This is a genomic window from Bradyrhizobium prioriisuperbiae, assembly GCF_032397745.1.
GTDB lineage: Bacteria > Pseudomonadota > Alphaproteobacteria > Rhizobiales > Xanthobacteraceae > Bradyrhizobium_A > Bradyrhizobium_A prioriisuperbiae.
On the sequence record NZ_CP135921.1, the window covers coordinates 7,172,012 to 7,192,473 of the forward strand.

Genomic DNA, 20,462 nt, shown 5'->3' on the forward strand with positions numbered 1-20,462 from the left:
ACCGAGATTCAACGCCCGAAATGACAGCACCGATCGTCACCCGCTTCGCTCCCTCGCCAACCGGCTTCCTCCACATTGGCGGCGCGCGCACCGCCCTGTTCAACTGGTTGTATGCACGCGGCCGCGGCGGCAAGATGCTGCTGCGGATCGAGGACACCGACCGCGAACGCTCCACCGAGCCTGCGATCGGCGCCATCCTCGACGGGCTCAAATGGCTCGGCATCGAATGGGACGGCGAGACGGTCTACCAGTTTGCCCGCGCCCCGCGGCATCGCGAGGTGGCGGAACAATTGCTGGCGGCAGGCAAGGCCTACCGTTGTTATGCGACCGCCGAAGAGCTGACACAGATGCGGGAGCAAGCGCGTGCCGAAGGCCGCGCCAAGCTCTATGACGGCCGCTGGCGGGATCGCGATCCCTCGGAGGCGCCGGCCAGCATGAAGCCGACCATTCGCCTGAAGGCGCCGCTGACCGGCGAGACCGTGATCGAGGACCAGGTCCAGGGCCGCGTGGTCTGGCAGAACGAGAACCTCGACGATCTCGTGCTGCTGCGAAGCGACGGCAATCCGACCTATATGCTGGCGGTGGTGGTCGACGACCATGACATGGGCGTGACCCATGTCATCCGCGGCGACGACCACCTGATCAATGCCGCGCGCCAGAAGCAGATCTACGATGCGCTGGGATGGGACACGCCGAGCATGTCTCATATTCCGCTGATTCATGGGCCGGACGGATCGAAGCTGTCGAAACGCCATGGCGCGCTGGGCGTGGATGCCTACCGTGCCCGGGGCTACCTGCCGGCGGCCGTGCGCAACTATCTGGTGCGGCTCGGCTGGAGCCATGGCGACCAGGAGATCTTCTCCACGCAGGAGATGATCGAGCTGTTCGACCTGCCGGCGATCGGACGCTCCGCTGCCCGGTTCGATTTCGCCAAGCTGGAAAATCTCAACGGCCACTACATCCGCAGCAGTGATGATGAGACCCTGGCTGCCGCATTCGAGGACGTGCTGGATTACAGTCCGGCCGGCGACGCGATCAAGGCCAAGCTGACCCCGACCACACGCGCGCAGCTGCTGCTGGCCATGCCGGGATTGAAGGAGCGAGCCAAGACGTTGCTGGAACTCGTCGACAGCGCCGGCTACCTCTTCGCCGACCGGCCGCTTGCGCTCGAACCCAAAGCCGCCGCCATCTTGACCCCGGAAACCCGGCAATTGCTGGGACGGCTCAAGGAGGCACTCGCGGCGGTTGAGCCCTGGACCGCAGAAGCGACGGAAGCGGCTGTCCGCACCTTTGCCGAGCAGCGCGAGCTCAAACTCGGCGCCATCGCCCAGCCGCTGCGGGTCGCCCTCACCGGCCGGACGACGTCGCCTGGTATATTTGACGTGCTGGCGGTGATCGGGCGCTCAGAATGCCTTGAAAGACTGGCGGACCAGGCTCAACTTAAGGTGTAAAGCCGCGCAATTCTGGCCATCTTGCAGCGCACACAGCAATGAGCTACCCATTTATTCCGGCGCTTCCGGCCAGCTCGCCGTGCCTCGTTTTCAGGCCCCTCGAGCCCGTCTCACAGTAACGATCACATCCGGGGACAATCGCGATGGATGCAACAACCAATACAAAGCAGGCGACGCTCAAGGTCGACGACAAGAGCTTCGATTTCCCGGTTTACAGCGGGTCGGTCGGCCCGGATGTCATCGACATCAGCAAGCTCTACGCCCAGACGGGCCTGTTCACCTACGATCCCGGTTTCACCTCGACCGCGAGCTGTGAATCCAAGATCACCTACATCGATGGCGACGCCGGCGTGCTCTTGTATCGCGGCTACCCGATCGAGCAGCTGGCCCAGGGCGACTTCCTGGAAACCTGCTATCTGCTGATGAACGGCGAACTGCCGAACGCCGAGCAGAAGAAGGATTTCGACCACCGCGTCACGAACCACACCATGGTTCACGAGCAGATGGCGCGCTTCTTCCAGGGCTTCCGCCGCGATGCCCACCCGATGGCTGTGATGGTGGCCTCGGTCGGCGCGCTGGCCGCATTCTATCACGACTCCACCGACATCAACGATCCGAAGCAGCGCATGATCGCGTCCATGCGCATGATCGCCAAGGTGCCGACGCTGGCGGCGATGGCCTACAAATACACCATCGGCCAGCCGTTCGTGTACCCGAAGAACTCGCTCGACTACGCCTCGAACTTCCTGCGCATGTGCTTCGCCGTGCCCTGTGAGGACTACGAGATCAATCCGGTGCTGGCGAAGGCGCTGGACCGCATCTTCATCCTGCACGCCGATCACGAACAAAACGCCTCGACCTCGACGGTGCGCGGCGCAGGCTCCTCCGGCGCCAATCCGTTCGCATGTATCGCCGCCGGCATTGCCTGCCTGTGGGGTCCCGCGCACGGGGGCGCCAACGAGGCCGCGCTGCAGATGCTGTCGGAAATCGGCACCGTCGACAAGATTCCGGAATTCATCGAGGCGGTGAAGAACAAGACCAGCAAGATCCGCCTGATGGGCTTCGGCCATCGCGTCTACAAGAATTACGATCCGCGCGCCAAGCTGATGCAGCAGACCTGCCACGAGGTGCTGAAAGCGACCGGCCACCAGAACGACCCGCTGCTCAAGGTCGCCCTGGAGCTGGAGAAGATCGCGCTCAGCGACGAGTACTTCGTCTCGCGCAAGCTCTATCCGAACGTCGACTTCTACTCCGGCATCACGCTGAAGGCGATCGGCTTCCCCACCTCGATGTTCACCGTGCTGTTCGCAGTGGCGCGCACGGTCGGCTGGATCAGCCAGTGGAGCGAAATGATCCAGGAGCCGAACTACAAGATCTCGCGTCCGCGCCAGCTCTATCTCGGCGCCGGCCCGCGCGACTACGTTCCGCTCGACAAGCGCAAGTAAATCGACCGACACATCGACAACAAAACGGCCGCAGCGATCATCGCTACGGCCGTTTTGCTTTGAGGGGAAGGCGTGACGACGATCAGCCCGCGGACGGACGCAGGGTCGCGAGCACGATCTCGGCACAGCGTTCGCTCGGCGACTGCGCCCCTGTCGACATGATGCCATCGAGCCGGCCGAAGGCTTCGACCTGCTTTCTCCGCGCTGCCGTATCGCCGAGAATATCACGCAGCGCAGGCACCAGCGTTTCCGGCACGCAGTCCTCTTGCATGAACTCCGGAACCACTGCTTCGCCGATGACCAGATTGGCCAGGATCACGGTCGGGATGCGCACCATCCGCCGCGCCACGAAGGCTTCGATCGCGGTGCCCTTGTAGGCTGTGACCATGGGCACGCCGGCGAGCGCCAGTTCCAGGGTCACGGTACCGGATTTGGCGAGGGCCGCGTGCGCGATGCGGAACGCTGCTTTCTTCTCGTCCTCGGTGACCGCCAGCCGCGGCTGCAACGGCCAGGTCTGCAAGGCGGCCTCGACCGTCGCGCGCAGATGCGGCGTGGTCGGCAGGATCAGATCGAACGACACCCCCTCCGAGCGCAGCCTGCCCAGGGTGTCGCCGAACACCTGCATGTGATGACGGATTTCGCTGCGGCGACTGCCCGGCAGCACCAGCAGCACGGGCGGCGCGGCATCGCGGCGGCGCTGCTCGTTCGCATCTGGGCGCAGCGTGCCAAGCTGCTGGATCAGCGGATGGCCGACATAGGTGCATGGCGGCCCGCCGAGGGTGCGATGAGCCTCCGGCTCGAACGGCAGCAGCGCCAGGACATGGTCGACGTATCTGCGCATGGCGCGCGCCCGGCCCGGCCGCCACGCCCAGACCGAGGGCGAGACATAGTCGACGATGGGGATCGACGGATCCGCCTTGCGAACGCGACGGGCCACGCGATGGGTGAAATCCGGACTGTCGATGATGACAAGGACATCGGGCTTGGCCTTCAGCACTGCCGCAGTGACCTGGCGGATGCGCCGCAAGATCATCGGCAGTTTACGCGCGATCGCCGCCAACCCCATGATCGAAAGTTCCTCGATCGGAAACAGCGAGGTCAGCCCCTGCGCGACCATATCGCGACCACCGACGCCGGCGAAGGCCACGTCGCCGACGCAGCGCGCCCGCAGCGCTGCCATCAGCGGGCCGCCGAGCCGGTCACCGGACTCTTCGGTCGCCACCAGAAAGATCGTGCGCGGCGGCGTTGTCATCGGGCCAACACGCCGGTGACGAACAGGCCGGCCTTGTCGGCGATGGCGATCATGTCCTGCGGTTCGGCGACAATCGCCCGGCCCGCCACCATGGCGACGCCGGACAGCCCCGCGGCGATCGCCCCCTCGACGGTTTTCGGACCAAAGGTCGGCAAATCGAAGCGCAGATCCTGAGTGGTCTTGGGAGCCTTGACCAGGACGCCGCGGCCGGACTTGGCACGGATGCGCCCTTGCTCGCGCAGACGGGCAATGCGCGCCAGCAGGCCGTCGGTGCCCTCGATGTCCTCGACCGCAACGACGTGTCCGTCGATCACCACCAGCGCCTGCCCGATGTCGAACGGGCTCATGGCATGAAGCGCCGCAAGGCCCTTTTCGATATCGGCACGATCATCGGCGCTCGGCACCGTGCGCGCAAGATCGCCCTCCGGCATCAACAGGTCCGGCGCGACGTCCTTGATCCCGAGCAGGCGAAATCCGTGCTGTTCGAAGATCCGCCCGATACCGGACAGCAGATGATCGTCGCCCCCGCGCAGTGCTGCGGCAATGCTGGGAATCACCCGCAGGGTGCCCCAGTCCAGCCGAATCTCGGACAAGGCCGGACGCACCAGCGCACCGATGAAAACGACATCACCGCAGTTCTCCGCACGCAACAGCCGCGTCAGCCGCCCGACCTGGCCCAGCGCAATCCAATGATGTCGGTAGGACTGAACGCGGGCGGGATCGCAGAAGCCCCGAATAGCGAAAATCGCCGGTTGCCGGCCATGCGCGCGCAGTGAATCCGCAACCGCGAACGGCAGGCTGCCGGCGCCTGCGATCACCCCCACCGAAGACTGCGATGCTGCGCTCATTCGTCTCCGGAGCCGGGGCGCCCTTCCGATGTCCCGTAGATATCCAGCGGCATACAGAGCGGGCGCTTCTTGCCGTCGCCGATGAACGTCAGAATGTCCGCGATCGCCGGATCCTCCGACGCCCGCTGCTGCGCGCGCGCAAGCCGCTCGGCGAACACGCCGGGGGTATGAAACAGATCCTGATAGAACGAGCGCACCAGTTGCAGCCGGGCATGGGAGAATTTCCGCCGCCGCATCCCGATCACGTTGAGGCCTTCGAGATGGGCGAACTGGCCGCTGACGATGCCAAAAGGAATGACGTCGCCGCGCAATCCCGAGACGCCGCCCACCATCGCCTGCGGACCGATGCGGACGAACTGGTGCGCAGCCGACAGGCCGCCGATGTAGACGAAATCACCGACCTCGCAGTGGCCGCCGAGGGTCGCGGAGTTGGCGAAAATCACGTCGTTGCCGACATGGCAGTCATGGGCGACGTGGCTGTAGGCCATGAAGAAGCCACGCGCACCGACGGTCGTCACTCCGCCACCCTTTACGGTGCCGACATTCATGGTGACGGATTCACGGATGGTGCAGCGTTCGCCGATATCGAGCCGCGTCGGCTCGCCGCGATAGCCCAGATCCTGCGGCGGTCCGCCAAGCGAGGCGAAGGGATGGATGACGCAGCCAGCCCCGATCGTGGTGTGGCCAGCTACGTTGACATGCGACACCAGCCGGCATTCCGGGCCGATCGTGACATTGGCGCCGACCACGCAGTATGGCCCGATCGAGACGCCCTCACCGATGATGGCCTCAGGGTCGATGTGGGCGGTGGAATCGATCATGTTCATCAATCAACTTTCCAGCAATCCTGTCCGGCAGGGCCCGACCTACGACGGATCGCCCGGCACGTGGAATCATGAATTGTTACGTCTGATGACTTCGAATTCAGACATGAGGCGAGGCCAAAGTTCTTTTGACGCGTTTTCTTCACGCGAACCCACTTCGCTCGAAAACGCTGCTGCCTTCAATCCGCCAGCATCGCCCCGATATCTGCCTCGGCCACCGTCACCCCGTTGACCTTGGCATCGCCGTGAAACCACCACATCGCCTTTTTCCGGGTGATCAGGCGCATATGGTACTCGATGGTATCGCCCGGCACTGCCGGCTTGCGAAACTTGCACTTGTCGATGGTCAGGAAATACACCGCGGTCGGCCGATCGGTCTCGCCCGTCGAGAGCATGCCGATGACGCCAGCGGTCTGCGCCATACCCTCGATCATCAGCACGCCGGGGAAGATCGGCCGCCCCGGGAAATGCCCGGTGAATTGTGGCTCGTTGACGGTGACGTTCTTGATGCCGATGCCGCTGAAATCGCTGCGAACATTGATGACCCGGTCGATCAGCAGGAACGGAAAACGATGCGGCAGGGTCTTGAGAATGAGGGCGATGTCCACGGCCTCGATGGTGATCGGTGCTGCGTCCATCAATCTTGTCCCTGCTTGTCGCTATCTGCGGCCTTCGCCTTGATGTCAGTCGATCTGGTATCTGCGGATTTGGATCCGGGAGCGCCAGCGCGCCCGAGCCGCTCGAGCTCAAACAGTTCGCGAAAGAACTGCTTGATCGGCTTGGCTGGCGAGCCGCCCCACTTGACCCCGGGCGGCACCTCGCCGACCACGCTGCTACGCGCAGCAATCTGGGCGCCGTCGCCGATCACAGCGTGATCGCTGACGCCGACCCGCGCCGCCAGCACCACACCATCGCCGAGCACAGAGCTGCCTGCAATGCCGCTCTGGCTGACCACGATGCAGTTTCGGCCAATGACGACGTTGTGGCCGACCTGCACGAGATTGTCGATCTTGGTCCCCTCGCCGATCACGGTGTCGCTCATGGCGCCACGGTCAACGGTGGTCCCGGCGCCGATTTCAACCGAATTCTGGATCAGCACCCGGCCGGTCTGGGTGATTTTGACATGGCCCGCCGGTCCCAAAACGAAGCCATAGCCGTCCTGGCCGATCCGACAACCGGGATGAACAATCACCCCGTTGCCGATCAGGGCGCAGAGGATCGAGGCCCCGGCCCCGATGCTGCAATCGCGGCCGATTTTCACATTGGCGCCAATCACCGCATTGGCGCCAATCACGGTACCCGAGCCGATCTCCACATTCGGACCGATCACCGCCAGCGGATCGACGATAACGCCATCTTCCAGATGGGCGGTCGGGTGGATCACCGCCGACGAAGCGATACCATCGTTGCCGAAGGTCGATTGCGGCCGCAGGCTGTCGGCGTAAAGTTCGTGCCCCACCCGGACGAAGGCGCGATACGGATCGGCCACGCGCAGCGCCACGACGTGCGGCGGAATGCTGGCCTCCAGGCGCTCACTGACCAGGCAGGCCCCCGCATGGGTGCGGGCGAGCTGGCCGGCGTATTTCTTGTTGTCGAAAAATGTCAGATCCCTGGGGCCGGCCCCCTCGAGGGCCGCAAGGCGGTTGACCCGCACATCAGCGCGACCGGCGTCCAGCAACTGGGCACCGGTCAGCGCTGCAATCTCAGCCAGCGTTGACCAGGCCGGTTGCTTGAAGAACGTCAGCTGCGTCATTCCACCCGCCGCAGTCCGGCTCGTGGTCGAACTTAGAATGTGGTGCCGCCTCCGAAGCGGAACTCCTGGGTCCGGTCGTTGGGCCCCTTCGACAATGGGACGGCGTAATCGAAGCGCAGCGGACCGAACGGCGACGCCCAGATCAAACCGACACCAACCGAGGAGCGGATCGCACGGGAGTCGCTATACTGCAGACCATACGGACCAACTTCACCGGTCGCCGCCCAAGAGGTTGGGCCTTTGTAGTCATAGAGACCACCGGCGTCCGCATACATGGCACCCTTCAGACCGACCTCCTTGGGCAGGAACCAGAACGGCACCTGCAGTTCGGCCGAAGCGCCCCAGTACATGGTTCCGCCCAGTGCATCGTTGGTGGTGCCATTGGTGATGTCACGCGGGCCGATGCCCTGCGGCGCGAAGCCACGCACCAGCTGCGGACCCATCTGGAAATGGTCGAGCATGCGCAGTTCGTCACTGCCGAGCTTGTTCAGCAAGCCGCCCTGCAAGTGGATCAAGCCAACAATGTCAGCAACCAGCGGCTGGTAGTACTTCACGTCGCCGGTGGTCTTCAGGTAGCTGACGTCGCCGCCCACGCCGGCGAAGTCCTGGCGGAAGTCAACCAGCAAGCCCGAGGTCGCGTTCTTGTTGTTGTCGAGGGTGTTGTAGGTCAGCGTGTAGCCCAGCGCCGAGGTGAGCGTGCGGCCACCCGCCAGCTCCTTGCGGATCGGCAGCGACGCTTCGCCGTCGAAATAACAGCCTAGGCCGTTCGTAGAAGAAAGATCCACGCCGTTTGCATTTGCGAAGGCAGGCGTATTGAACGTCGAGCTCAGAGAGTTATTGTTACAATTCGCCAGCTGGGACGGCAGCGAGATTTCCTGCTGATACAGCGAGTAACGCAGCTGCAGGGTGAGGTCTTCACGCAGCTGGAAACCGAGGCGCGTGCTGAAGCCCGCCGTCTTGGTGTTGTAAGAGACGTAGCTGTTGGCGAGCTGCTGACGCTGATAGACGTCGACACCGAAGGCAACGCGGTAATCGAGCAGATAAGGCTCGACGAACGACAGCGAATAGCCGCGGGCGTACTGGCCGTACTGGACCGAGGCCTTGGCGTACAGGCCGCGTCCAAGCAGGTTGCGCTCGGAGACGCTGACTTCACCAAGGAAGCCGTCCGAGGTCGAGTAACCACCCGACACCGAGAACTCACCGGTCGACTTCTCTTCGAGGTCCACGTTGAGAATCACACGGTCGCTCGATGAACCCGGTTCGCTGCTGATCTTCACCGTCTTGAAGTAGTCGAGATTCTTCAGCCGGCGCTCGGCACGATCGACCAGCGCGCGGTTGTAGGCGTCGCCTTCGGAGATGTCGAACTCGCGGCGGATCACGTAGTCGCGGGTACGGGTGTTGCCACGCACATTGATACGCTCGATGTAGGTGCGCGCGCCCTCATCGATCGCGAACACGATCGACACGGTACGCGCTTCGAAATTACGCTCGCCGGTAGGCCGCACGGTCGCGAACGCATAACCGCGGCGCGACGCCTCGATCGTCATATCTTCGACCGACTTTTCAATTGCCTCCGCATTATAGACCGAACCAACGCCGACCCGCGACATATTCGCCAGCGAGTTGCCGTCGAGCGAGCGAATGCTGGAGCGGAAATTGACCGAACCGACGCGATACTGCTGGCCCTCTTCGATCTTGAAGGTGACGATGAAGCCCTTGCCGTCCGGATCGTACTCCGTCAGCGCGGCGATCACCTGCACGTCGGCATAACCGTTCTTCAGGTAGAAGCGCCGGATCAGGTCACGGTCGGCCTCGACCCGGTCGGGGTCGTAGACGTCGTTGCCGCCGAGGAAGCTCAGGAGGTTCGATTCGCGAGTCTTGATGATGTCGCGCAGCCGGTAAGCCGAATATGCGCTGTTGCCGACGAAATTGATGGTCTTGACGCCTGTCTTGTTGCCTTCGGTGACCTCGAAGATCAGATCGACGCGATTGTTGGGCTGCTCGATGATCTGCGGCACCACGCGAACGTCATAGCGGCCGGAGCGGCGATAGATTTCAGAAATGCGCTGGGCGTCGGACTGCACCATCGGCCGCGAGAACGTGCCGCGCGGCTTGGACTGGATCTCGGCGGTGAGCTGGTCGTCCTTGACCTTCTTGTTGCCTTCGAACGCGACGCGACCAATCACCTGGTTCTCGACCACGGTGACGATGATCCGGCCACCGGCCTGGTTGATCTTGACGTCCTGGAACAGACCGGTCTCGTAGAGCGCCTTGAGGCCGTCATCGATCCGGCCGCTGTCCAGCCGCCCGCCCGGGCCCGGCTTGAAGTACGAGCGGATGGTCTCCGCCTCGACGCGCCGATTGCCTTCCACCACGATCGAAGAGACGGACTGAGCCGACACTGGCGACGCAACGAGCAAGCCCGTCACCGCACCAGCGACGGGCAGAGCGATCAACATCAGGGTCGCGAAAATGCCACCCCTAAGCACTCGCATTCCAACTTTCATGCGCCAAGCGACCTTATCATTCCAATCCCGGCCTGCTCCCCAGCGAGCCAAGAGATTCCCCAAATTCTGCGTTGCTTGTAGCCAATTTTCCCCGGCTGGCAAACGACCTTTCGCAGTGCAATTCCAATTTCTCACCAATACGTTGCCTATCGGCCACGCCGGCAAATTATTGCAATGAACCTGTCACGACCCACGCGAGTGCAAAATACCGCTGATGTCGTTGTAGAGCGTGAAAACCATCAACATCAGCACTAGCGCCAGGCCGAAACGAAAGCCCATTTCCTGCGCCCGCTCCGATAGCGGCCGCCCCCGGACAGCCTCAATGGCATAGAACAAAAGGTGACCACCATCGAGCAACGGTACCGGAAACAGGTTAAGGAGACCGATCGAAATCGACAAAACCGCCGACAGGTGCATCAGTGCGGCCAGTCCGAGGGTCGCAACCTGGCCCGAAATCTGGGCGATTCGAATCGGCCCGCCGATCTGGTCCGCGGCTTCGCGCCCGCCAAAGATACCGCCGATATAGGCCAGGGTCCGGTCGATCACGAACCAGGTTTCCTTGACCCCGAGCCAGACCGCCGTCAGCGGATCAACCGACTTGGTCACCGCTTCGTTCGACGAAGTGGCCCGGGTGATTCCCAGTATGCCCTGGCGATGGGTGTTGCCAAAATTGTCCTTGATCTCACGCAGCTCAGGCGTGGCCTCCAGCGTGACAGGCACCCCGCCCCGCCTGACCGTGAATGTCAGCTTCTCGCCTGCGTTGATCGCGACGATACGCTGCATGTCGGAGAAGCTCTCGATCTCCTTGCCATTGATCGCCGCAACCACGTCGCCCGACTGAAAGCCCGCCGCAGCGGCGGCGCTTCCGGGCTGCACGGTGTCGACCTGGGCCGTTGTCGAGGGCTTGCCGAAAAAGGTGAAAAGACCAGCAAAAATGACGATTGCCAGCAGGAAGTTGGCGATCGGACCGGCGGCAACGATGGCGGCACGGGGGCCGACCTTCTTGAAGTGGAAGCTCTGCGCGCGCTCCTCGTTGCTCATCTTGGCAAGCGAATCCGCCGACGGCGTGCTGGCTTCGCTCTCGTCCCCGAAGAACTTGACGTAGCCGCCGAGCGGAATCGCCGAAATCTTCCAGCGCGTGCCGTGACGGTCGTTGAAACCGGCGATTTCCGGACCAAAGCCCAGCGAGAACGTCAGAACCCTCACGCCGGCCCAGCGGGCGACCAGGAAATGCCCGAGCTCGTGAAAGAACACGACAATGGTCAGGACGAACAGGAACGGAATGATGTAGCCAACCAGAGTATGGCTCAACGCATTGAAAGTACTTAGAAGAATATCCAAAATCCGTTCCTCGTCCCAGGGCGCGTGGCGCCCCTCTCCAATCGTTTAGGATGCCTTTGCGGCAATTTGAGGCAAGAGGGTGGCAGCGATATTTCGCGCGTTATGGTCAATGGCGAGCGCGTCGTCGGCCGTTGTGGGCGCCTTCGCCGATCCATTGCTCACCGCGGTTTCGATCGTGGCCTCGACCAGCCGTGCGATCATGCCGAACTTGATCTTGCGATCGACGAACGCGGCGACGGCGATCTCGTTGGCGGCGTTGTAGACCGTGGGCGCTCCACCCCCGGTGCGCAGCGCCTCGAAGGCGAGCCGCAATCCCGGAAAGCGCTTCAAGTCCGGAACCTCGAATGTCAGCTGACCAATCGCCGCGAGGTCGAGACGCGCCGCAGGGCCGGGAATGCGATCGGGCCAGCCAAGGCAGTGGGCGATCGGCGTGCGCATATCAGGCGCGCCGAGCTGCGCCACCACCGAGCGATCAGAGAACTCCACCATGCCGTGGATGATCGATTGCGGGTGAACCAGCACGTCGATCTCGTCCGGCGACAGAGCGAACAGATGTGCGGCCTCGATCACTTCGAGGCCCTTGTTCATCATCGAGGCGGAATCGATGGTGATCTTCTGCCCCATTGACCAGTTCGGATGCTTCAGCGCCTGCTCCAGTGTCGCCTGCTCGATCTGCTCGACCGACCACGTGCGAAACGGCCCACCCGACGCCGTGATGATGACGCGGGTCAGTTCCTCGCGATTGCCCGATGACAGCGCCTGAAACAGCGCGTTGTGTTCCGAATCCGCCGGCAGCACTTGCGCGCCCGCAGCCAGCGCCCGCTGCATGAAGATCTCGCCGGCACACACCAGGCATTCCTTGTTGGCGAGCGCAACGGTGGCGCCGCGATCGACCGCGGCAAGCGCCGGCTTCAGTCCGGCCGCGCCGCTGACCGCCGCCATCACCCAGTCGGACGGACGAGCAGCCGCTTCGATCACCGCTACCTCACCGGCTCCGCAAGCGATCCCGGTGCCGGACAGCGCCGCCTTCAAATCGTCGAACCGGGTCGGGTCGGCAATCGCGGCGTATTCCACTTCGAACTCGCGGGCGAGCTTCGCCAGCGCATCGACATTGCTGTTCGCCGTCACCGCTGCAACGCGATAGCGATCGCGGCCGCGCCGCAGCAAATCCATGGTGCTGTCGCCAATCGATCCGGTGGCACCCAATACGGTCACGACCCGCTCCTGCTGCGGCCGCGACTGATCGATCGTCTTCAAAGGAACTGCACTCATATGACACTCACCAAATCATAAGACCGCGGCCGATACCATCGATACCGCCGCGCATGACACCAAACAGCGCCGCCACAATAATCGCCGCGACAAAACCGTCGAGGCGGTCCAGCAGCCCGCCGTGTCCCGGGATGATGTGACTGGAATCCTTCACGCCGAAGTTGCGCTTCACCGCGGATTCAAACAGGTCGCCCAGCTGCGACACGATCGACAGCAGCACCGCCAGCCCCAACAGCGGGACAAGTTTGCCAAATCCCGCCACCGCGAAGGCCGACGCCACCACGAGGCTGCCCACAAGCCCTCCGATCGCGCCGGCCCAGGTTTTTTTCGGGCTGACACGCGGCCAGAGTTTTGGACCGCCGAGACCGCGGCCCGCGAAATATCCGCCGATGTCGGTGACCCAGACGATCAGCAGGACGAAGACCAGCGCAAGAAAGCCCGAGGCCGGATCGCTCCGGACCAGAACCGACGCCAGCATGGCGAGGCCCGCATACACCAATCCGCCCGAGATCCAGGCCGACAGCGACGTGCGCAAGCCAGTAATCACCCCGGCGAGGACGCTGATCGCGACAACGGCAGCAGCAATGTCAATCCGACCGGCCGTCAGACAAAATCCGGACACCACGAGCGCCACCACGCCGATGGCCACCGCCATCACGTTGCGCGATGCGCCGACGATCATCAGCCATTCGACATAGAGGCCGATGGCAGCAAGCATCACCAGGATCGCCCAGGGCCAGCCGCCGGCATAAGCAATGGCGATGGTCAGAGGGGCCAGAATCACGGCGGCGATCACCCGCATCAGCAGGTTGCGCGATCCCTGATCGGTCGCCGCGGAAGGCGCGGTCATGATCCGGTTTTGGCGGCAAGACCACCAAAACGCCGCTCACGCCGGGCATATTCGGCAATCGCCCCTTCGAGGGCCGCTCTGTCGAAATCGGGCCAGTGAATCGGCACGAACACCAGTTCGCTGTAAGCCGCCTGCCACATCAGGAAATTCGACAGCCGCTGCTCGCCGCTGGTGCGAATGATCATATCGGGATCAGGAATGTCGGGGGCATCGAGATAGCGGCCGAGGGTGTCGGCGGTGATGGTCTCGACGGCGCGCTTGCCGTCGGCCACTTCCCGCGCCAGCCGCTGCGCCGCCTGGGCGATTTCCTGTCGCGAGCCGTAGTTGAACGCGACCACCAGTGTCAGCGCGGTGTTGTCCTTGGTCAGGTCTTCCGCCTCGGCCAACAGCGCGCGGATGTCCTGCTCGAGGCCTTCGCGCTCGCCGATGACGCGGACCCGCACACCGTCGCGATGCAGGGTCGCGAGATCGTTACGGATGAAGCGCCGCAGCAGGCCGAACAGATCGCCGATCTCGGTGGCGGGGCGCGACCAGTTTTCCGAGCTGAACGAATAGATCGTCAGATAGGAGATGCCCAGCTCATGGGAGGCACGCACCACGCGCCGCAACGCCTCCACCCCACGCCGATGGCCCTCGCCGCGCGGCAAACCACGGGCCGCGGCCCAGCGTCCATTGCCGTCCATGATGATCGCGACATGCCGCGGCGTCTCCGGTCGGGCCGGCTCCTCGGGGTGGGACGAAACACCGTTCGACATCGGATGATTCCTCAAACGGTGAGGATTTCCTTTTCTTTCGCGGCGAGCAACTGATCGATTTCCGTGATCGTCGCGTCGGTGGCCTTCTGGATGTCGTTGGCGAAACGCTCCTGATCGTCCTCGGAAATCTCGTGATTCTTTTCCTGCTTTTTGACGACGTCGAGCCCGTCGCGCCGCACATGGCGCACCGCCACGCGCGCGGCTTCGGCGTACTTGTGCGCGACCTTCACCAGTTCCTTGCGGCGCTCCTGATTGAGCTCGGGAATCCGCAGGCGCAGCACTTGGCCTTCCGTGGCCGGGCTGAGACCAAGATTGGAATTGACGATCGCCTTTTCCACCGCATGGACCATCGACTTGTCCCAGACCTGCACCGACAGCAGGCGCGGCTCGGGAACGCTGACCGTGGCGAGCTGGTTGAGCGGCATGTGGCTGCCATAGGCCTCGACCTGCACCGGCTCCAGCATCGAGGCTGACGCCCGGCCGGTCCGCAGGCCGCCGAGTTCGTGCTTGAGCGATGCGGTCGCGCCCTGCATGCGGCGCTTCAATTCGTTGAGATCGAAATTCGCGGTCGCCATGATTGTCATCCTTCTTATCGATAGTCGCCTCGACATTCGCCGGGCTATCCCGCGACGATGGTCCCCCGCCCGGTCCCGTTCAGGATCGCACTGATCGAGCCCGGCTCGGCAATCGAGAACACGATGATAGGCACGCCGGTTTCGCGGGCAAGCGCGAACGCGGTGGCGTCCATCACTTTATAGCCGCCTTCCAACGCCTGCGAGTGCGTCAGGCGCTCGAACCGCTTGGCGGTCGGATCCTTTTTCGGATCGGCGCTGTAGACCCCGTCGACATTGGTGGCCTTGAGCACCGCCTGCGCACCGATTTCGCCGGCGCGCAGCACCGCCGTGGTGTCGGTGGTGAAGAACGGATTCCCGGTTCCGCCGCCGAGCAGCACGATGCGGCCCTCGGACAGATATTTGTAGGCTGCGCTGCGGGTGAACAGCTCGCTGATCTCCGGCATCACGAACGCCGACAGCGTCCGCGCCGGCTGCCCCTTGCGCTCCAGCGCCGCGTCGAGTGCGAGGCAGTTCATCATGGTGGCGAGCATGCCCATGGTGTCGCCGGTCGGCCGCGACACGCCGCGATTGGAGACTTCCACGCCGCGGAAGATGTTGCCGCCGCCGATCACGACGGCAATCTCCACCCCAAGCTCACGGGCCTTGATCAGGTCGCCTGCGACCCGGTCGATCGTCGGCTGGTCGATGCCGAATGGCTGGGCGCCGGCCAAGTACTCGCCGGAGAGCTTGATCACAACACGTCGATAGACCGGCTCAGCCATGTGCGACAGCTCCCTTTCGAGGGAACCAACCCTCGACGACCCTCGTGGAACCGAAGCCTTGTCAGGCGGGCTTGTTGTTTTGCCCGCTGGCGGCAGCGACCTCGGCCGCGAAATCGGATTCCTGCTTCTCGATTCCCTCGCCCAGAGCATAGCGCACAAAACCGGCGACTTTCACCGGCGCACCGACTTTGCCCTCAGCTTCCTTCACGGCTTGGGCAACGGATTTGCCGGTATCGTGAATGAAGGCCTGCTCGAGCAGGCAGACTTCCTTGTAATAGGTCTTCAGGCCGGACTCGACGATCTTCTCGATCACGTTGTCAGCCTTGCCCTGCTGACGATACTTGTCAGCCAGCACGTCTTTTTCGCGGCGCACCACTTCGGGATCGAGGCCGGCGGCGTCCAGGGCGGAAGGATTTGCTGCCGCAATATGCATCGCGATCTGGCGGCCCAGTGCCGCCAGCTCATCGGTCGCGCCGGTCGATTCGAGGGCCACGATCACCCCCATCTTGCCGAGACCATCGGCCACCGAGTTATGCAGGTAGCTCGCGACCACGCCATTGCCGACCGACAGCTCGGCGGCGCGGCGCAGCGACATGTTCTCGCCGATGGTGGCGATAGCGTCGGCGATCGCCACCTCAACCGTGGCGGAGCCGACCTTGGCGGCCTTGATCTTCTCGACGTCGGCGCCAGTTTTCAGCGCGACCTGACCGATCATCTTGACCAGGCCCTGGAACTGCTCGTTGCGAGCGACGAAATCGGTTTCCGAATTGACCTCGACCAGCACGCCCTTGGTGCCAGCGAGCACTGCTCCGATCAGGCCTTCGGCGGCCACACGGCCGGCCTTCTTGGCGGCCTTCGAGAGGCCCTTCTTGCGCAACCAATCGACCGCGGCTTCCATGTCGCCATTGGTCTCGCTGAGCGCCTGCTTGCAGTCCATCATGCCGGCGCCGGTCTTCTCGCGCAGTTCCTTGACCATTGCCGCAGTAATCGCTGTCATTTGCATATCCTCTGCCTGAGAGCGCCCGATCCGCACCGACGGCGGTCATCAAGGGCGTCGCGTCCCGAATCGGACTTGCGGGAATTTAAGCGGCCAGTGTGTCCCGGCCGCGAAACCTGTGATCGGGACGGGATCGAGAGAGCCCCATCTGTGAGGCCCTCCCGACATCCACCCACGTGATCGTCACTCCGCTTCCGCGGTCAGTTCCTTGGCCTTGGTCACCCAGCTGTCGGCACGACCCGGCAGACCGACTTCTTCGCCGATGTGGTGGGCCTTGGCCTGATCGAGCTCGGCCAGCTGCCAGTAGTGGAAAATACCGAGATCGTTGAGTTTCTTCTCGATCGCGCCGGACACGCCGGTGAGCTTCTTGAGATCGTCGGCCACGCCGCGCGGTCCGGCCAGCCCCTGGAAGGCCGCCGTCTCCGCAGCCGCCGGAAGCTCTTCACGCACCGGGTTGGCCAGCGCACCGATGTCGATGCCTTGCTCGCCTTGAGCCCGTGAAATGCCGTCGATCGCGGCGCGCGCGATCAGATCGCAGTACAGGCTGATGGCGCGGCCAGCGTCGTCATTGCCGGGGACCAGATAGGTGATGCCCTTCGGATCGCAGTTGGTATCGACGATCGCCGCCACCGGGATGTTCAGCCGCTGGGCTTCCTGGATGGCGATGTCTTCCTTGTTGGTGTCGATCACGAAGATCATGTCGGGCAGACCGCCCATGTCCTTGATGCCGCCGAGCGAACGGTCCAGCTTGTCGCGCTCGCGCTGCAGATCAAGACGCTCCTTCTTGGTGTACTGCTGGCCCTCGGTCGACGCGAGGATCTCGTCGAGGTGACGCAGGCGCTTGATCGAGCCGGAAATGGTCTTCCAGTTGGTCAGAGTGCCGCCGAGCCAGCGCGAATTGACGAAATATTGCGCCGAACGCTTCGCAGCGTCGGCAACGCCGTCCTGGGCCTGGCGCTTGGTGCCGACGAACAGGATGCGGCCGCCCTTGGCGACAGTATCGCTGACGGCCTGCAGCGCACGGTGCAGCAAGGGCACGGTCTGCGCGAGGTCGATGATGTGAATGTTGTTGCGGGCACCGAAGATGTAATCCGCCATCTTCGGATTCCATCGGTGGGACTGGTGACCAAAGTGAACGCCAGCTTCAAGCAGCTGACGCATAGAAAAATCGGGAAGCGCCATTGTGTATTCTCCGGTTGGTTCCTCCGGAAACGTGTGAGCATAACGAGCCTCGCGGCCCGGATGCCACCGGACGGCCTTTCAAGCCATGTTTCCGTGTGAGATGGCGCGGTGTATAGCGGCGCCCCTGCCCCAAAGCAAGGATTTCCGACGGTTATTTGCCCGATCCGGGCCTTCGAAACCGGGCCGGCCAACCTCGGGATCGAGGTCCGGCCGGCCGCCATTTTCAGCATCGCGGAACGTTCGGCGGGCACTTCTTGGCGGCCGCCGGCGGTGCCGGGCGTGGCGGTGGCGGCGCAGCGCGCAGTGGCGGAGGTGCCATTCGCGGGGGCGGAGCCGGCCGCGCCATCGGGGGTGGCACCGGCCGTGGTGGCGGAGGCGCCATGCGGGGCGGCGGCGGAGCCATTCGTGGCGGAGGTGCCGGACGTGCGACCGGCGCCGGCCGCGGCGGTGGCGCGACACGCGTCGGCGGGGCTGGCCGCGGCGCCGGCGCGATTCGGGGTGGCGGCACAGGCCGCTGAATTTGCTGCCGAATCTGAGGTTGCGGCGCTGCCTGTGGTGCTGGCCGCGGCGGCGTAAACCCAGCTGCTGGCGGCGGCAGAACGCCCGGTCGGTGTGGAGCATTCGGCACGGCCGAGGGAAGCGGCGGCGGAGGGGCCCCCAACCGCGGGGGAGCGCCAGCAGGCGGCACGCCCCCGGGGGCGGCCGGACGCGGCGGATTGACAACAATAGGCGCCGACCCCGGCCCCTGGCCAGGCGTCGGTATATGGACCGCCCCCGGAGGGCGCCCCTGGAACCCGGCACTCGGGGGAGCCGGCGGCGCTCCCGGGGCACCCGGCATCGGAAGCACGTTGGCTTTCGGCAACCCTTGATTCGGGGTCTGCATGGGTTGCTGCCCGGGAAAGCTCTGCCCCGGAAAACCGTTTGGCCGCACGGACGGCGGAGAGCCCGGTGACCCACCGCTCGTCGGCTGCGGAGGCTGGAAGCCCGGCGCGCCCGGCCTTTGCCGTGGGTTGATCGCGGCGCTCGGAGGCACCGGCAGCTTGCCCTGATTGATAAGCGCAGCCCGCTGGGCGACTGCAGGCGGCAGCGACGGGCCTGCAGCCCCGGGCTGTGGCTGGAAACCGCCCCCGGGAGGCCCCTTGGCTCCGCCTGGCCCTGCGTTCGGACCGACACCACCCTTGGGACCAGCACCCCCAAAGCCCCCTTTGGGGCCAACGATGGGCCCACCCGGCCCCGGGGCAGGCTGCGGCGGGCGATTGATCACGGTGTTGATAATCGTCGTATTGTGGATGTTGTTGAAGATGAAGTTGTTCTGCGGCGGCCGGACATAGATCGGTGGCCGGACGTAAACCGGGATCGGCACGAAATACGGTTGCGGCAGAATGAATAGCCCTTCCGGCTCCGGCGGCGGCTCCAGCACGACGAAATCCGGTGGCGGCGGCGGCAGGAAAAACACCGGTGGCGGTGGCGGCGGCGCAAAGTCGAAGTCTGGATCGTTGAACATCAGCACCGGACGATCAACGTAGATGATTTCATCCTGCGGCGGCGGCGGCACGTCGTAATCAATCATCGCAAAACTCGGCGGCGGCTCCAGCGGCGCGGTCAGAATGGCAAGGCGGCGACGGGCGTCGGCAGCGTGCGGCCCGCGGGGATAACGCCGCAGATACGACCAGTAGCTTTCCGGCGTGTCGGCGCGGTAGGTGCGCCGCCAAGTGATCGCTTCGCGCCGCGCCGCGACGATGGCCCTCACCCGCTTGGCCAAGGGATCGCCGCCATAGGCGCCAAGAAAATCCTCGTAGCCCTGCAGGGTGTCGCGATCGAGCGCGGCGATGTAGGCGTCCTGTGCACCGAGTTCGCGGATCGGCTTGTCGCGCATGGCGGCCGCCTGATCGGGCGCGGCCGGCGCCGGCGCATCTGGCGCGCGATCGAAAAACATGAAGGGCACGCTGAGCTTCTGCGCATCCCAGGGTACCTGGGCCCCCTTGCTGGCCTCGTTGACGCGCAGCCGCAGGCGATTGAAGAGCTCCGTCAGCGGCAAGCCGCCGGTGCGGATCATCTCGGCCAGCGACTGGGCGTAGACGCCGTAGGAGCCCTGCTCGACCGGCGCGATGGTGCCCGGCGCGGCATTGTACGCGATCAGCATGTTCGTTTCCGGCTCGACCAGCGCAAGCCCGCTCGCGATCGGCAGGCCGCCTTCAATGAACGGCTGCTGCCGTGCGGCGTCCAGCACGACAATGCTGCTCTTCAGCGGCAGCGCGGCGAGCTGGCGGATATAGTCGCTGATCCGCAACCCTTCGATCGGGATGTCAGTGTCGCGATTGAGCGTCGAGTCGACGGGGATGAAATAGTTCTCGCCGGCAAGCTGCAGTCCGTAACCTGCGAGATAGACCATCGCAACGGTGCCAGGCCCGGACGCCTCCGCCTTCTGGACAAAATCGCGGAAACTCTTGCGCAAGCTGTCGCCATCAAGATCGCGGGCGCCAACGACGTCGAAGCCGGCAGCCTGCAGGGTCTGCGCAATCAGGCCGGCATCATTGGCAGCGGTGGCAAGCGGCGACTTCGCGTAAGCGCCGTTGCCCACGACCAGCGCGATGCGCTTTTCTTCCGGCTGCTGGGGCCCCCGCCGACCGGAGCAGCCCCGGCAGCGCG

The 20,462-nt window shown here is 64.2% G+C and carries 17 protein-coding genes; 2 read left to right on the plus strand and 15 right to left on the minus strand.

The window, feature by feature from the left end; translation table 11 throughout:
- Nucleotides 1-20: 20 nt before the first annotated feature.
- Both gltX and gltA read left to right on the plus strand, forming a co-directional pair.
- Nucleotides 21-1,451 (plus strand): glutamate--tRNA ligase, encoded by a 1,431-nt coding sequence (gene gltX, locus RS897_RS33610; RefSeq protein WP_315832978.1) that lies wholly within the window; start codon nucleotides 21-23, stop codon nucleotides 1,449-1,451.
- Between the two features lie 143 nt (nucleotides 1,452-1,594).
- A complete protein-coding gene (gltA, locus tag RS897_RS33615; RefSeq protein WP_315832979.1) occupies nucleotides 1,595-2,896 on the plus strand; it encodes a citrate synthase in 1,302 nt (433 codons plus the stop codon).
- 82 nt (nucleotides 2,897-2,978) lie between these two features.
- Here gltA and lpxB read toward each other — a convergent pair whose 3' ends face one another.
- The 15 genes from lpxB to RS897_RS33690 form a co-directional block, all read right to left on the minus strand.
- Nucleotides 2,979-4,148 carry a lipid-A-disaccharide synthase gene (gene lpxB / locus RS897_RS33620; protein WP_315832980.1) on the minus strand — a complete coding sequence of 390 codons (1,170 nt, stop codon included), beginning with the start codon at nucleotides 4,146-4,148 and terminating at the stop codon, nucleotides 2,979-2,981.
- Complete coding sequence (locus RS897_RS33625; RefSeq protein ID WP_315832981.1) at nucleotides 4,145-4,996, minus strand: LpxI family protein; 852 nt, start codon at nucleotides 4,994-4,996, stop codon at nucleotides 4,145-4,147. The genes lpxB and RS897_RS33625 overlap by 4 nt, the downstream gene beginning before the upstream one ends.
- Nucleotides 4,993-5,823: an acyl-ACP--UDP-N-acetylglucosamine O-acyltransferase gene (lpxA, locus tag RS897_RS33630; protein ID WP_315832982.1), complete on the minus strand. Its 831-nt coding sequence runs from the start codon at nucleotides 5,821-5,823 to the stop codon at nucleotides 4,993-4,995. The genes RS897_RS33625 and lpxA overlap by 4 nt, the downstream gene beginning before the upstream one ends.
- Nucleotides 5,824-5,999: 176 nt before the next feature.
- Entirely contained in the window at nucleotides 6,000-6,458 is a 459-nt protein-coding gene (fabZ, locus tag RS897_RS33635; RefSeq protein ID WP_315832983.1) for a 3-hydroxyacyl-ACP dehydratase FabZ, read from the minus strand.
- Nucleotides 6,458-7,573, minus strand: coding sequence for a UDP-3-O-(3-hydroxymyristoyl)glucosamine N-acyltransferase (lpxD, locus tag RS897_RS33640; protein WP_315832984.1), 1,116 nt, complete (start codon nucleotides 7,571-7,573; stop codon nucleotides 6,458-6,460). Before lpxD ends, fabZ begins: the two co-directional genes overlap by 1 nt.
- A gap of 32 nt (nucleotides 7,574-7,605) precedes the next feature.
- On the minus strand, nucleotides 7,606-10,080 hold the full coding sequence (gene bamA, locus RS897_RS33645; protein WP_315832985.1) for an outer membrane protein assembly factor BamA: 2,475 nt from the start codon (nucleotides 10,078-10,080) through the stop codon (nucleotides 7,606-7,608).
- A 183-nt stretch (nucleotides 10,081-10,263) separates the two neighbouring features.
- Nucleotides 10,264-11,421 (minus strand): RIP metalloprotease RseP, encoded by a 1,158-nt coding sequence (rseP, locus tag RS897_RS33650; protein WP_315832986.1) that lies wholly within the window; start codon nucleotides 11,419-11,421, stop codon nucleotides 10,264-10,266.
- A 45-nt stretch (nucleotides 11,422-11,466) separates the two neighbouring features.
- Nucleotides 11,467-12,693 (minus strand): 1-deoxy-D-xylulose-5-phosphate reductoisomerase, encoded by a 1,227-nt coding sequence (dxr, locus tag RS897_RS33655; protein WP_315832987.1) that lies wholly within the window; start codon nucleotides 12,691-12,693, stop codon nucleotides 11,467-11,469.
- Nucleotides 12,694-12,700: 7 nt separating this feature from the next.
- Complete coding sequence (locus RS897_RS33660; protein WP_315832988.1) at nucleotides 12,701-13,543, minus strand: phosphatidate cytidylyltransferase; 843 nt, start codon at nucleotides 13,541-13,543, stop codon at nucleotides 12,701-12,703.
- On the minus strand, nucleotides 13,540-14,298 hold the full coding sequence (locus tag RS897_RS33665) for an isoprenyl transferase (protein ID WP_315832989.1): 759 nt from the start codon (nucleotides 14,296-14,298) through the stop codon (nucleotides 13,540-13,542). The genes RS897_RS33660 and RS897_RS33665 overlap by 4 nt, the downstream gene beginning before the upstream one ends.
- An 11-nt stretch (nucleotides 14,299-14,309) precedes the next feature.
- Nucleotides 14,310-14,873: a ribosome recycling factor gene (gene frr, locus RS897_RS33670; protein ID WP_315832990.1), complete on the minus strand. Its 564-nt coding sequence runs from the start codon at nucleotides 14,871-14,873 to the stop codon at nucleotides 14,310-14,312.
- A gap of 44 nt (nucleotides 14,874-14,917) precedes the next feature.
- Nucleotides 14,918-15,634, minus strand: coding sequence for a UMP kinase (pyrH, locus tag RS897_RS33675; RefSeq protein WP_315832991.1), 717 nt, complete (start codon nucleotides 15,632-15,634; stop codon nucleotides 14,918-14,920).
- Nucleotides 15,635-15,695: 61 nt separating this feature from the next.
- The gene (gene tsf / locus RS897_RS33680; protein WP_315832992.1) at nucleotides 15,696-16,631 is read right to left on the minus strand and encodes a translation elongation factor Ts; all 936 of its coding nucleotides are present in this window, start codon (nucleotides 16,629-16,631) and stop codon (nucleotides 15,696-15,698) included.
- A gap of 183 nt (nucleotides 16,632-16,814) precedes the next feature.
- A complete protein-coding gene (locus RS897_RS33685; protein WP_315832993.1) occupies nucleotides 16,815-17,813 on the minus strand; it encodes a 30S ribosomal protein S2 in 999 nt (332 codons plus the stop codon).
- 223 nt (nucleotides 17,814-18,036) lie between these two features.
- Nucleotides 18,037-20,394: a caspase family protein gene (locus RS897_RS33690; protein WP_407654359.1), complete on the minus strand. Its 2,358-nt coding sequence runs from the start codon at nucleotides 20,392-20,394 to the stop codon at nucleotides 18,037-18,039.
- Nucleotides 20,395-20,462: the final 68 nt, after the last annotated feature.